Genomic DNA, 13780 nt, shown 5'->3' on the forward strand with positions numbered 1-13780 from the left:
TAGCGTACTGGGGCTGACGGTGACCGGTCGGCCCGAAGGTTGAACACATCGGTAGTTGGCCTCCGCTCCGCGCTCATCCCGCGTGGGGCGGAGGCTTACTCTTGTGCGGTGATGCTCACGCCGAACTCCGGTCGAGGTCCGGCCGGGCATCAGGTGTCTCGGTTTCCGCTGCATTCGCCGACGGTGCGCCCGCTTGCGTTTCACGGCCTGGATCTGCTCGTAGACGCGGGTGCGCCGGCACCTCACCTGGCGTGGATATCGCGGCCGGAGACGAAGATCGCGAGCAGATGATGTGCGCGCACCAGGCTGAACGCCAAGCGACCGCGGGTGGCTGCTGTGGTGGGAGTGCAGCAGGCGCCCATTGTCGAACACGCCGGCGAGGCATGCCCGCTACGCGCACCCGAGCAGCACACGGCGTGGACGATCGGGGCGCGGGATGTTCCCGGCTCGCCGGCCGGACCCGGTCGGCAACGCCGGCGTGCTGGTGGTGGCAGTCGGCGTCATGGCGTGCTCCTGCGAGACGCTGCTCAGTTCGGTGCTCCTGCTGGCGTTGCTACGAACCAACCACCCGATGATCTACAAGGCCCGTAGGGAGTTCACGCATGAGCCTGCCCGCTACCTCGAAGGTGCCCTTCGGCGGGGACTACAACCCCGAGCAGTGGCCGGAGGAGCTGTGGAAGGAGGACTACCGTCTCTTCGACGCCGCTCGGATCGATCTGGTCACGCTCGGCGTCTTCGACTGGGCACTGACCCAGCCCGCCGAGGACGTCTACGACTTCTCGATCCTGGACCGGATCATCGAGCGGGCTGGAGTGGAGGGGCGCGACATCTGTCTGGCAACCGGTACCGGTGCGCATCCGCCGTGGCTGGCGAAGGCGTACCCGGAGGTGACCCGGACCGACTTCGAGGGGCGCCGGCACCGGTACGGGCAGCGGCACAACTCCTGCCCCAGTTCACCGGCGTTCCGGCGGCTCTCCGCTGAGCTGGCTCGCCGGATCGCCCGCCGGTACGCCGGTCACTCGTCGGTTCTGGCGTGGCACGTCGGCAACGAATACGGCGGGGCCTGCTACTGCGCTCTCTGCGCCGCCGGCTTCCGCGACTGGCTGCGGGCGCGGTACGCGACTCTGGAGGCTCTCAACGCGGCCTGGTACACCACCTTCTGGTCGCACACCTTCACCGACTGGGACGAGATCGAGCCGCCGTCTGCGCTGACCGAGCACTGGCGAGGGCCGGACCACACCGCGTTCCAGGGCATCACCCTGGACTACCTGCGGTTCATGTCGGAGGCGATGCTCACCAACTTCCGTGACGAGAAGGCGGCGATCCGCGAATCAAGCCCGGACGTGCCGGTGACGACGAACTTCATGGGCATGTACCGACCGATCGACTACCACCGCTGGGCTGAGGATCTCGACTTCGTCTCGTGGGACAACTACCCGCCAGACGACGCCTCGCAGGCCCGGATGGCGCTGACCCACGACCTGATGCGAGGGCTCAAGGACGGGCAGCCGTTCTGGCTGATGGAGCAGACTCCGAGCTATACCGCCAGCCGCGACGTCAACCCGTTGAAGCGTCCCGGGCTGATGCGGCTCTGGAGCTGGCAGGCGGTGGCGCACGGTGCGGACGCCGTACTCTTCTTCCAGATGCGGGCCTCTCGGGGTGCCTGCGAGAAGTACCACGGCGCGGTCATCGGCCACGCCGGCCGGCAGGACACCCGGGTCTTCCGCGAGGTGGCGGAGCTGGGGGCGGAGTTGGATCGGCTCGGCGGCGCGGTGCTCGGCGCCCGGACACCGGCCCGGGTCGCGTTGCTCTTCGACTGGGACAGCTGGTGGGCGTTGGAGATCTCCGACGGCCCTTCCCGAATGCTCCGCTACCAGCAGGTGATGCTCGCCTACCATCGCGCGCTCTGGGACGCCGGGGTCGACATTGACGTCGTGGCGGTCACCGCCGACCTCGACGGCTACGATGTAGTCGTCGCTCCGGTGCTGCACATGCTCAAGGGCGACCTGCCGGAACGCCTGGAGCGGGTCGCGTCCCGGGGCGGGTCGGTCCTCACCACGTTCCTTTCCGGACGGGTGGACGAGAACGACAACGCCTTCCTGATGGACGTACCCGGCCCGCTCGGGCCGCTGATGGGGGTCCGGGTCGATGAATGGGACGCGCGCGGGCCGGAGGTCGTGAACCCGGTGCTCCTTACCGCCGGCGCCGACCGGGTGCGGGTGGAGTCGCGGCTCCTCTTCGAACTGGTGATCCCGACCGGCGCCGAAGTCGTCGGTCGCTACCAGGCCGACTTCTACGCTGGTACCCCGGCCGTCACCAGGAACGCGTTCGGCGCCGGTGACGGCTGGTACGTCGCAGCCGGACTGGACCAGGCCGGGGTCTCCTGGGTCGTCCGGCGGGTGCTGGACCGGCACGGCCTGGTCGGGCCGTACGCGGACGTGCCCGACCTGGAGACGGCTGTCCGGGTCGCGCCCGACGGAGCCCGGCTGCTCTTCCTGCTCAATCACGGGGCCGAACCGGTCGAGGTAGCTGCCCAGTCCGGTGGCGTCGACCTGCTGACCGGGGACCGGGTCGTCTCCGGGGGGCGGGTACGGCTCGACCCGCGCGGGGTCAGGGTCCTCCGCGACGACCCGGCCGGTTGACCCGTACCACGCGACATCGTTGGCGCCTGACGCCCACAGGCCCGTCGGGGGCAGCAGCGGAGTTTGGTCAGGGTCTTCCAGCCCTTGAGGGCGGCGACGGCACGCTCGCCGACTGCGCGGACGAATCCCGACACGAGCCGACCTCACGAGGCCGACGAGCGAGCACCACGACAGCCGGCGCACCGGCCGGTAGCGGTGCTCGCCCTGTCGAGTGCCCTGGTAGCGCTGAGCCACGAGACCGAACGGCAGGTGCCTGAGAGTGGCACCGCCGTCATAGTCGGTCTCGTCAGCGGCAGGTGATAATGGTTGAGGACCACACGACAGGCGGATCATCCATCGTGCTGGCGTCGAGCTTCCGTGCTGCGGATGCGGCCGGAGAGAGGATCTGCCGTGATCGGTGAGACCAACCTGCCGTTCGGGCCGTCCCCCGGAGCGGATCCGGGGGCGCCGACAGCCGCGATCCTGCTCATCGAAGACGACCCCGGCGACGCGCTACTCACCCGGGAGTTGCTGGCGGACAGCGGGATCAGCGCCCGGTTCACCCAGGCCAGCAGCCTGACCGAGGCCTCGACCACATCCACGACGCCGAACTGCGTCCTGCTCGACCTGCACCTGCCCGACCGTCAAGGGCTGGAGGCCCTCCGAGGGGTGCTGCACCGGTGGCCGGACGCAGCCGTGGTGGTGCTCACCGGTCTCGACGACGCCGCCACCGGAACAGCGGCCGTCGCCGCCGGAGCACAGGACTACCTCGTCAAAGGCCACATCGACGGCGCTCTGCTCGGCCGCACGATCGAGTACGCCATCCAGCGCCGACGCGCTGTGGTCACCGAGCGACAGCTGCGAGACAGCCGAATGCAGGCCAGCGAGAACATTCGACTGCAGCGCGGCCTGCTCCCGACACCGCTGATCACCGACCCGGCCCTGACCGTCGACAGCAGATACGTACCCGGGCGAGGGCAGTCGCTACTCGGCGGTGACTTCTTCGACCTCGTACAGGATGAAGACGGCACGATCCACGCAGTCATCGGCGACGTCTGCGGCAACGGCCCGGACGAAGCCGCGATCGGCGTCGGCCTACGTGTCGGGTGGCGCACCCTCACCCTGGCCGGTGTGGACAAGGCATCCCGGATGCGCCTGCTGGAACAGGTGCTGGTCGCCGAACGGCCACACGAGGCGATGTTCGCCACCGCATGCACGATCCGCATCGCTCCTGACCGGTCAAAGGCGGTGATCGTCAGCGCCGGTCACCCTCCACCCCTGATGATCACGCCCGACGGCGCTCACCCCATGCCGATCCGACATCACCTCGGGCTGGGCATGTTCCCCGGACGGGGCCGCTGGCAGGAATCGGTCGTCACCCTGCCCCCGGGCGCGGGTCTGCTTCTCTACACCGACGGCGTCTACGAAGGGTTCAGCCAGGACGGCACCCGCCTCGGAGAACAACGCTTCATCGAACTCGCCCGCACGCTAAGCACCATCACCGAACCGGACGACTTCCTCACCGCCCTCCTCACCGACATTCAACGCGGCGACGACGGACGGCACAACGACGACACCGCCCTGCTCTACCTGACCTGGCCGTCACCCCCAACCCCCGACAAAACATGAGAGGCACGATCCCGGACAGAGCACACGACGCGGCGACGCCACCACAAGAGTGGTTCCGCTCGTGTCCACGCATGCTGCCGGTGGCCGGGGGCGGAGGCGCCGGTTACGGCCGCTACGCCGTCGCCCTAAGTTTAGATTGGAAGGCAGAGTTGGCAGAAGCTGAGCCGGCTCGGCACCCTCATCGCCCCCACCAAATTACGGGCCTTCCACTGGAGCCACCAGTGAGCCCGGTGTGAGCCCGGACGGCCTAGCATCCGGCGCTATCGAACACTATGGACTGGCATCCGCAGGGGTATCCAGCTGGACAGATAGACACCCCTGCGGACTGCTACGCACCCGGGATCACGAGTCGGATTCAACTTCTAATCCCAAGGCCGCAGGTTCGAATCCTGCCGGGCGCGCCCTTGTCACTTCGGCGTCAGCGGTCAGCAGTGCGTCGGCTCTGCCGTAGCAGGGCCAGTAGTCCGTGGCCGTCCTCGGCGCGGGCGTCCGGTCGAAGGTCGGGGTGGGACGGTTCGCGGTCGGTGCGCGGCGAGCGCATCAGGATGGCGGCACCGGCGCCGGCCCGGCGCGCGCAGGCCACGTCGCGATGCACGCTGTCTCCGACGAACCAGCAGTCGCCGATCGGTACGCCGACCGCGTCGGCAGCCAACCAGGCCAGCCGGGGGTTGGGCTTACGGAGCCCGGCCTCGTCGCTGTAGAACTCCGCCACGAACAGGTCGGAGAGCCCGGCCGCGGCCAGGAAGTCCCGATGCGCCGCCCCACAGAGGGCGTTGCTGACCACCGCCATCGGCAGACCCGTATCGGCCGCGGCCCGCAGTGCCTCCGGAATCCCCGGGCGGACATGCCATTCCGGTCGCCAGGCCCAGGCGTACGCCAGCGGGGTTGCCGCTTCCTCGACCGCCGTGCGGGCTCGCGCCGGCCACGCTCGGGTCACGAAGTCCGCCCACACCCGGGCGTGTGGCAGCTCGATCGGATCGCCGGAGCGGCCGACGTCGTCGCGCCACCGGGCGTAGGCCCTGCCGCCCTCGGTCAGGTCGGCGGCGATCCGCTCCGCCGGCACTGCGCCTCCCACCAGGTCGAACAGCCGACGCACCAGATCCGGCGGTGCCGCCGGCTGGCGCGGAGCGTCGGCCAGGACACCGCCGAAGTCCAACAGGAGCGCGCGAGGCGATCGCAGCATTCCCTCATCCTTGCGCACCTCGGGTGCCTGGGCCGGACAGGGAGGGGTATCCGCACGCCCACCCGCTTCCGCAGGGTGGCCGGTACGGCGCAGGGTCTCGGCCAGTCACCGGTCTTTCCGGTCGGTCAACCCCCGCCTGGACTCGTCACACATGCCCTGCGTATCGCGCTCCCAGTCGCTTCCCGCGAGAGCGACGGGATAGCTGACCTCTCTGAGCTGGCTGTCGTTCGTCTCGACCGAAAGCCGCAACGACAACGGCTCCGGCTGAAAGGCGATAGCGCACTCGAAACGTAGCTCGACCACGAACTGACCGGCTCCGCCCGGGGGTAGCGACCGGGGTTGCCAGGTGCCGCCCACCACGACGCCAGGCCGCTCTGCTCGAACACCCCGAACCGTGATCGGCGCGGGCCCTGCGTTGATCAACAGCAGCCGGCCGGGCAGTTGGACAGTTCCCTGAGCGTACGAGCCTCCGAAGTTGGCCGCCTGAGGCACCGCCACGAGCGCCACCACGGCGTTCCGCTCCCGCTGCTCACGCGAGTCGCGCACTTCCCCGAGGCCGAAGCCGCCGAGCACGACGCCGGCCACGAACGCCGCGACCGAGCGCGTGATCGCCTTCCGGCTGGCGACGAGCCGGCCAGTGGTGGTGGCTCCTGCCTTCGTCGGCTGGTGTTCCCGCTCGTCGAGGTCGATCACCGCATGCTCTCGCGACACGACCGTCAGCCTAGGCCAGCGAGCACCGCCGTCAATCTTGGACAGTTCCCGTCAGAAGATCGGCAACTGTCCAAGATTGAGTCGACCTGCGCGGTGGTCAGCTTGTCTGGCAGGGGGTGCCGTTGAGCTGGAAGTCGGTCGGGCGGTCATTGGTGCCGGAGTAGGTGGCCTGGAAGCCGAAGCTCACCGTGCCGTTGGTCGGCAGGCTGCCGTTCCACCCGACGTTGCGCGCGGTCACGTTCCTTCCGGACTGGGTCACCTGCGCGTTCCAGGCGTTTGTGACCTGCTGGTTGCCGCCGAACGACCAGGTCACGGTCCAGCCGGTCAGGGCGGCACCTCGGTTGGTGACGCGGACGTCCGCGGTGAAGCCGTTGTTCCACTGGTTCGCCGTCCAGCCCACCGTGCAGGCAGCCGGCCCGGTCGTGGGCGGCGGAGTGGTGGGTGGCGGCGTGGTGGGTGGCGGCGTGGTGGGGGGTGGCGTGGTCGGGGGTGGCGTCGTGGGCGGCGGCGTGGTGCCGTCGCGGGGCGGGAAGCGCAGGATGCGGTCGTCGCTGGCGGCCGGGGTGCCTCGGCCGTCCCGGTTGCTGGTGGTGACCCAGAGCCACCCGTCCGGTCCGTACTCGACGGTGCGCAGCCGCCCGTAGGTGCCCGTCAGCTCGGCGGTGGGAGTGCCGACGCCTCCGGACCCGGTCAATGGCACGTTCCAGAGCCGGTTGCCCCGCAGGCTGGCCACGAAGAGCCGGTTCCCGGCGATTGTCGCACCGCTCGGTGACGCCTCCGCGGGGGTCCAGGTCAGCAGCGGGTCACGGAAGCGCGGGTCGTTGGCGCGTCCCTCCACGGTGGGCCATCCGTAGTTGCCGCCGGCGACGATCAGGTTGATCTCGTCCCAGGTGTTCTGACCGAACTCGGTGGCGTACAGTCGTCCCTGGGCGTCCCAGGCCAGCCCCTGCACATGGCGGTGGCCGAGGCTGTAGACCGGTGACCCGGCGGTCGGGTTGTCCGGCGGAACGCTGCCGTCCGGCCGGATGCGCAGGATCTTTCCGTTGCGGCTCTGCGGGTCCTGCGCCGAGGCGGTCTGTCCGGCGTCGCCGACTCCGACGTAGAGCATCCCGTCCGGTCCGAACGCGATCCGGCCGCCGTTGTGGATCGCCGCGCGGTTCAGCCCGGTGAGGATCGGCTGCTGGGTCTGCGGTGCGGTGAGCCGGAACCGGGCGATGCGGTTGTCGGTCGCGGTGGTGAAGTAGACGTAGACCCAGCCGTCCTGGGCGTAGGTCGGTGGGACGGCCAGGCCCAGCAGGCCGCCCTCGCTTGTCGAGGTCACGCCGGAGATGGTGACGACCGGCTCCGGCGACTGGCCGGGTCGGACCCGCACCACCTGCCCGGTGGGTCGCTGAGCGACCAGGGCGCTGCCGTCGGGCAGGAAGTCCATCCCCCACGGCACCTGGAGGCCGGTGGCGACCGTCTCGGGCCGGGAGAAGTCGAAGTCACCGACGGCGAGCAGCGCGGGTGGCGCGTCGTCGAGGGCGCCGGGCGGACGTTCGGCGTTCGGGACCGCGCCGGCCAGGCCGGCGACGCCGACGCTGCCGGCGACCAGACCGGCGGTGAGTACGGCCCCGACCGCGAGTCGGATCTTCATGCCACCCCCTGCAATATTGATATTGGTGAATATAGCACGCCGTTTCGAATCCGCCCGGACCCGCCCCGCCGGGAGACCCGGACATCGACAGAGGTCTACCAAAGCCGAGTTGCCCGAGGCTGCTTGGATTGACGTCATGGTGGAGAAAGCGGGCGACGGGCGGGCACGGCAGTCACCGACCTACCAGCGGCCAGGTTGGCTCATCGTGCGGGTGATCAATCCACTGATGCGGCGGCTCGGCGCGGCCAGCACACTCCAGGTGCCGCGGCGGATCAGCGGCACGCCGCAGCGGGCACCTGTGAACATTCTGGAACTCGACGGCGAGCGCTACCTGGTCTCGGTGCGCGGCCGTACGGAGTGGGTGCGCAACGTGCGCGCCGCCGGCCACTGCACTGTCGAGCGACGCGGCCAGCACGACCGACACCGGGCGGTGGAGGTCTCCGGCGACCGCCGCGAGGCGGTCCTGGCCGCCTACCGGGACCGGTGGGGCAAGGGCCAGGTCCGACGCCTCCTGGACGACCTGCCCGACCCGGCCGACCACCCGACGTTTCGGCTCGACCCGCTGGATCGGGTCGAGCCACCACGTTGACAGTGGCGCCGACCGCCACCGGATATCACTGGCCCGGGCCGTGACGCCGGCCGTACGGTCACCGCCATGCAGCTACGCGACGAACTGGTATCCGACCACGAGGCGGTCCACGAGTTGCACCGGAGCGCCTTCGGTGACCACGGGGAGGTGGTGACGGCCCTGGTGCGGGCGCTGCGCGCCGACGATCCGGAGGCCGTCAGCCTGGTCGCGGAGGAGGATGACGAGATCAACGGGCATGTGCTGTTCACCCGTAGCCTGCTCGATGCTCCGCGTCGACTCGTAGCGGTGCAGGTGCTCAGTCCGCTCGCGGTCAGGCCCGACCGGCAGCGGCGCGGCGTCGGCGCCGCGCTGGTCAGACACGGCCTGCGGCTGCTGGACGCGCGGGGCGTGCCGGCGGTCTTCCTGGAAGGCGACCCCGGGTACTACGCCCGCCTGGGCTTCGCCGCCGCCGGCGATCTGGGCTTTCGCCGACCATCGCTGCGCATCCCGGCGCCCGCCTTTCAGGTGGCCACGCTTTCCGGGTACGAGCCGTGGATGACCGGGACGTTCGTCTACTCGGCCACCTTCTGGGAGCAGGACTGCGTCGGGCTACGCGAGGACGCCAGCGGCTGAGCGTGACGGATGGGCGACGCAGGGTCCAACCCGACGTCACCCAGGGTCATCACGTCCACTGCCGTGTGTTATTCTCCGGCGTCGATCTCCGCAGCGCGGACCCGGATCGGGTCGTTTGTCGCAAAGGACGCTTTCCCGATGCCGGCCGTGCCCGACCCGATCACGTCACCCGCCACGGTGGACCATCCGGCGGCCGGCGCGTTCGCGTTCATCTTCACCCGGTTGCCGGCGCTGCTGCGGCTCTCCTGCGGCCTGTTCTGCCTCGTGGTGGCGCTCGCCGTGCGTACCCCGCCGGTGCGTCCGGAGCTGCTGCTGCCGGCCGTGGCGGTACTGACCGGGTGGTCGGTCTGGTACGCGGTGCGTGCCTGGCGTGACGGCGTCGGCACGCCACTCGTCGCCATCGACGTGACGCTCACCGGCACCGCGTGCCTGGCGATTCCGGTCCTGGTCGCACCCGAGGTACTGCCCGGTGAGGCCAGTTGGATCGCCGTGCTGGCCAGCACCACCGTGATCAACGCACAGGCGACCGCCCCGGCCCGCTTGTCGATTCCGGCCGGGCTGCTGGTCACCGCCGCGTACGCGACGGGTGCGCACCTGGCCGGAAACTCGACCGAGGCGAGGGCGCACGCGGCCACCCTGCTGGCCCAGACCGCCTGCACGGCGATGATGACAGCGGTGATGCGCCGACGCATCGCCCGGGCGGACGGCGCCTTCGTGGCCGCTCAGCGGGCCGCCCGTCACGCCATGGTCGCCCGGATCGCGCGCGAGGCGGAGCGGCGGCAGAACCGCGACCTGCACGACACCGTCCTGGCCACGCTCACCATGGTCGGGCAGGGCGCGGTGGGTGGGCCCTCCACGGCGCTGCGCGAGCGGTGTGCCGCCGACCTGGGTACCCTCGCCGCCCTGGCCGAGGCGCGCTCGGTGCCGCACGACGCGACGGCCCGGCTGGACGAGCGATTGCGGGCGGTGCTCGCCCGGCTGCCGAGCCTGCCGGTCACCGCCGACCTACCACCGTGCACGGTGGCGGCGTCCGTCGCGGAGGCCGTCGCGGAGAGCGCACACGCCGCGCTGGCAAATGCGGCGAACCATGCCCCCGGCGCGCGGGTCATGCTGCGACTCCGGCGGTTCGCCGGCACCGTCACGGTCGAGGTGGTCGACGACGGTCCCGGTTTCGACCCGGCCACCGTGCCGGCCCACAGGTACGGTCTGCGCGAGTCGGTACGCGGCCGGATGGCGTCGATCGGTGGGCGGGTCGCCATCGACTCCGCGCCCGGTCAGGGCACCCGGATCCGGTTGGAATGGTCGGATGTCGGCTGAACCGGGTACGACCTTCCTCCCGCAGCATGCCCGGCCGGCTGCGGTGCCGGTCCCGCGGGTCACGCAGGATTCCGACGAGGTCGGTGCGGTCCGGGCGGCCGCCGCGGTGGCCCGCACCTCCGACCGGGGTGCCCGGATCGTCGCGGTCACCATCGCGCTCGTCTGGCACCTGGCCATCGGGTTGCCGGCGGTGCTGGCCGCCAGGTCGGCACTTGCGGTGCCCCAGGTGGTGCTCGGTGGTTGGTTGCTGGTGGCGGCGCTCGGTGTGATCGCCGGGATCCGGTTGTTACGCGACGCACCGCTGCCGGCGGCGCCGCTGGCCGGGCTGCTGCTGATCGTCGACGTGGCGGTCTTCGCCACGGTGGGCCGGTCGCATCTGTTCAGTCCCGCGAACTGGGTGTGGGGCACCCTCGCCTGGTTCTTCCTGGTGGTGCTCTGGGGGCTGCCGGTGCACCGGCTGCTCACACTGCTGGCCGCCCACGCGGCCACCGCGCTGACCGCCGTCGTGCTGCACGGCGCGACGGGCGCCGCCGACCTGGCCCGCGCCACGATGGCCCTCTACGGCACGTCCTCGCTGCCGGTGGCGGTCTTCGCCGGTGCGGCGGCGCTCGCCACCCTGTCCCGGGAACGGGCCGCCACGGCGGCGACCACCAACGCGATGGTGGCCGAGCGGGAAGCCGCCGAACGGGCCCGGCACGAACGGGGTGAGCGGCTGAATCTGGTCAGTCGCGCCGCCAGCGAGGTGCTGACCGAACTGGCTCGTGGGCGGGCCGACCCGGCCGACCCGGAAGTGCAGCGTCGCTGCGTACGGGCCGCCGCCCGGCTGCGTCGCCTGATCGCCGAGTCCGACGACGTGCCCCACCCGCTCCTGCACGAGCTGCGGGCCGCAGCCGATCTGGCCGAACGCAACGGCCTCCCGATCGACCTGGTCACAATTGGTTCACCGCCACCGTTGCCGGTGCGGGTCCGCCGCAGCCTGGCGGATCCGCTCACCGCCAGCCTCGCGGACGCCCAGGACTGGGCCCGGCTGACAGTCGTCTCCGGCCCCGACGAGGTGGTGGTCAGTCTCGTCACACCCGACCGGGAGGGCCCGGACACCACCGGGCATCCCGCGGAGGACGGCGACGGGCAGGTAGAGCACCTCTACGAACGGGACGGGAAGATCAGATGGACGCAGACGCGCTGGCACCGGTGACGCCGGGGCGGCCCGTCGGGGTGGCGATCGTGGACGACCACCCGGTGGTCATCGACGGGGTGCGCGCCTGGCTCGCCACCGAGCCGCGGTTGACCGTGCTGGCTACCGGCGACGATCCGGACGAGGTGTTGCGGGCGGCACCGGAGGCCGACGTGATCCTGCTCGACCTGCGGTTGCACGGCCGGCTGGTGCTGGACAAGCTGGCCGAGCTGAGTTCCGCCGGCCGGCGCGTGGTGGTCTACTCGGAACACTCCGACCCGGCGACGATGCTTGCCGCGTTGGACGCCGGGGCGGTGGCGTTCCTCGCCAAGCACGAGGGACGGGAACACTGCGTGGCGACCGTGCTGGACGCGGCGCGCGACCGGCCGTACGTCGCGCCAGCCCTGGCCGGCGCGATGGTCGGCGATCCGCGGCCGGACCGGCCGATGCTGTCCGACAAGGAACGTGAGGCGTTGCTGCTGTGGTTCCAGTCGATGTCGAAGGCGTCGGTGGCTCGGCGGATGCGGATCAGCGAGCACACCGTCAAGCAGTACGTCGACCGGGCGAGGATCAAGTACACGCGGGCGGGGCGACCGGCCGCCACGAAAGCGGCGCTGCTCGCCCGGGCGATCGAGGACGGACTCGTCCGACCGGAGGAAATTGGTATCTACCGGTCACGGGCGTCGACCGATCAGCCGACCCCCTAACGGGCGTCATGACACCAGCGGACGCCTGGGCGAGGCTCATGGGTAGCTGCCGTCCGCACCGGAGGTCCCGACGATGCACGATGACGCCTCGCCGTTCTTCATCGCACCGCATCGGTTCGACGCGGTGGACGACGGTACGGCCCCGGTGCTGGACCGGCGGCACGAGCTGGTGCCGGAGGGCGGCGAGCGGGTGCTCGACCGCCACCGGGCGGACGTGGCCGGATACCTGCTCGGTCCGAGCGAGGCCTACCGCGCCTGGGCGCTGCCCGCCCCGGTCGCCGTCACCGTCACCGACCACCGACTGGTGTTTGCGGGCGGTGGCACCCAGCTCGCCCTCGTGGGGGCCGGGGGTCGCGGCGCAGCCCGGCTGCCGGGGCTGGTCAGTGGGCAGATCCGCTGGCAGTGGCCGTCCCGGCTGGAGCTGTTGCCCGCCGTCGACGGCAGCCCGGCGACGTTGCTGGTGATCTGCGACGCGCTGCGTACGATCCGGCAGCCGGCGCTTGCCCTGGTCGGCCCTGACGGCCGGATCGGCGAACTCGCCCGGCAGCTTCGCCACGCGATCGCCACGTTCCGGCTGGTCCGACCGGAGCTGGTGGACCTGTCTCCGCCGGAGCGGGACGCGCTGGCCCGCCTGACCCGGACCGCGTCGCTCAGCGGCACGGGGCGGGTGCTGCTGCCCGGCGCGCTGCCCGTGGAGTTCCACTCCCGCGACGACTACTACCGGCCGAGGCACGCCGACGCGCAGCCGTACGACGCGGCGTCCGGGCAGCGGTAGGCCGACGGCACCGGCAGCGTCACCCGCTGGACCGGTCAGCCCCCGGCAGGTCGGCTGCTCCGGGATTCGCGGAACGCCGGTCGCCGGCGTCGAGCGCGAGGGCCTCCTGCGGGGTCGGCGCGCTGCCGCCGAGATGCGCCGGCAGCCACCACCGGTCCTCGGGCGTGGCGGGCTGGTCCGGGTACTCCCGCTGGGCCCGGTCGACAAGCGCGGTCAGCCTGGTCCGCAGGTCCTCGGTCATCGCGGTGGGGTCCGGGTACGCGGCGGGATCCATCGGCTCGCCGACCAGGATGGTGATCGGGGTGTGCCGGCGGGTGAGCGTGCGCGGGCGGCCTTTCGTCCACAGCCGCTGGGTGCCCCAGAGCGCGACCGGCAGCACCGGAACCTGCGCCTCGCGGGCCATCCGGGTGGCCCCGCTCTTGAACTCCTTCACGGTGAAGGAGCGGCTGATCGTCGCCTCGGGAAACACGCCGACCACCTCGCCCGAGCGCAGCGCGGCGACCGCGGCCGCGTACGAGTCGGCACCGGCGCGCCGGTCCACCGGGATGTGCCGCATGCCGCGCATCAGCGGTCCCGACACCCGGTGCCGGAACACCGAGTCCTTGGCCATGAACCGGACGAGTCGCCGGGACTCAAGGGCGCCCAGGCCGCAGAAGATGAAGTCCAGGTAGCTGACGTGGTTGCTGGCCAGTACCGCCCCGCCGGTCCGGGGAACGTGGTGGTCGCCCTCGACGGTGAGCTTCAGGTCGAGGACCCGGAACATCGTCTTGGCGGCGGCGATCACGGGCGGGTACACGAGTTCCGGCATTCCGGAACTTTACCCCGA

General features: G+C 71.2%; 12 protein-coding genes and 1 pseudogene. 8 read left to right on the top strand and 5 right to left on the bottom strand.

The features are described from left to right. Positions 1-602 precede the first annotated feature (602 nt). A complete protein-coding gene (locus AB0I71_RS29840; protein WP_155221082.1) occupies positions 603-2642 on the top strand; it encodes a beta-galactosidase in 2040 nt (679 codons plus the stop codon). Between the two features lie 38 nt (positions 2643-2680). Here the strand turns inward: AB0I71_RS29840 and AB0I71_RS29845 are convergent. After that, positions 2681-2764: pseudogene (locus AB0I71_RS29845) on the bottom strand (IS5/IS1182 family transposase); the annotation flags it as partial. A 268-nt stretch (positions 2765-3032) separates the two neighbouring features. On the opposite strand from AB0I71_RS29845, the gene AB0I71_RS29850 reads away from it, so the two are divergent. Next, a complete protein-coding gene (locus tag AB0I71_RS29850) occupies positions 3033-4250 on the top strand; it encodes a SpoIIE family protein phosphatase (RefSeq protein WP_196222596.1) in 1218 nt (405 codons plus the stop codon). A gap of 418 nt (positions 4251-4668) precedes the next feature. Here the strand turns inward: AB0I71_RS29850 and AB0I71_RS29855 are convergent, their stop codons facing one another. The 3 genes from AB0I71_RS29855 to AB0I71_RS29865 all read right to left on the bottom strand — a co-directional run bounded on the left by AB0I71_RS29855 (position 4669) and on the right by AB0I71_RS29865 (position 7780). Next, a complete protein-coding gene (locus AB0I71_RS29855) occupies positions 4669-5433 on the bottom strand; it encodes an HAD family hydrolase (RefSeq protein ID WP_357590274.1) in 765 nt (254 codons plus the stop codon). Positions 5434-5538: 105 nt separating this feature from the next. Continuing rightward, complete coding sequence (locus tag AB0I71_RS29860; protein WP_357590276.1) at positions 5539-6126, bottom strand: hypothetical protein; 588 nt, start codon at positions 6124-6126, stop codon at positions 5539-5541. Between the two features lie 115 nt (positions 6127-6241). Beyond that, a complete protein-coding gene (locus AB0I71_RS29865; RefSeq protein WP_357590278.1) occupies positions 6242-7780 on the bottom strand; it encodes a PQQ-dependent sugar dehydrogenase in 1539 nt (512 codons plus the stop codon). A gap of 136 nt (positions 7781-7916) precedes the next feature. Here AB0I71_RS29865 and AB0I71_RS29870 point away from each other — a divergent pair, with 136 nt between their 5' ends. From AB0I71_RS29870 to AB0I71_RS29895, 6 genes are all read left to right on the top strand, one after another. After that, positions 7917-8369 (top strand): nitroreductase/quinone reductase family protein, encoded by a 453-nt coding sequence (locus AB0I71_RS29870; protein ID WP_357590280.1) that lies wholly within the window; start codon positions 7917-7919, stop codon positions 8367-8369. Between the two features lie 66 nt (positions 8370-8435). Next, positions 8436-8981, top strand: a complete 546-nt coding sequence (locus tag AB0I71_RS29875) for an N-acetyltransferase (RefSeq protein ID WP_357590282.1) — start codon at positions 8436-8438, stop codon at positions 8979-8981. A 138-nt stretch (positions 8982-9119) separates the two neighbouring features. Next, positions 9120-10298, top strand: a complete 1179-nt coding sequence (locus AB0I71_RS29880) for an ATP-binding protein (RefSeq protein ID WP_357590284.1) — start codon at positions 9120-9122, stop codon at positions 10296-10298. Beyond that, a complete protein-coding gene (locus tag AB0I71_RS29885) occupies positions 10288-11493 on the top strand; it encodes a hypothetical protein (protein ID WP_357590286.1) in 1206 nt (401 codons plus the stop codon). Before AB0I71_RS29880 ends, AB0I71_RS29885 begins: the two co-directional genes overlap by 11 nt. Beyond that, a complete protein-coding gene (locus tag AB0I71_RS29890) occupies positions 11466-12179 on the top strand; it encodes a response regulator transcription factor (RefSeq protein WP_357590288.1) in 714 nt (237 codons plus the stop codon). Before AB0I71_RS29885 ends, AB0I71_RS29890 begins: the two co-directional genes overlap by 28 nt. A gap of 73 nt (positions 12180-12252) precedes the next feature. Beyond that, positions 12253-12954: a hypothetical protein gene (locus AB0I71_RS29895; RefSeq protein WP_357590291.1), complete on the top strand. Its 702-nt coding sequence runs from the start codon at positions 12253-12255 to the stop codon at positions 12952-12954. A gap of 19 nt (positions 12955-12973) precedes the next feature. Here AB0I71_RS29895 and AB0I71_RS29900 read toward each other — a convergent pair whose 3' ends face one another. Beyond that, positions 12974-13762 carry a lysophospholipid acyltransferase family protein gene (locus tag AB0I71_RS29900; protein WP_357590293.1) on the bottom strand — a complete coding sequence of 263 codons (789 nt, stop codon included), beginning with the start codon at positions 13760-13762 and terminating at the stop codon, positions 12974-12976. Positions 13763-13780: the final 18 nt, after the last annotated feature.

Origin of the sequence: Micromonospora sp. NPDC049891 (genome assembly GCF_040660295.1) — a bacterium.
Taxonomy (GTDB): domain Bacteria; phylum Actinomycetota; class Actinomycetes; order Mycobacteriales; family Micromonosporaceae; genus Micromonospora.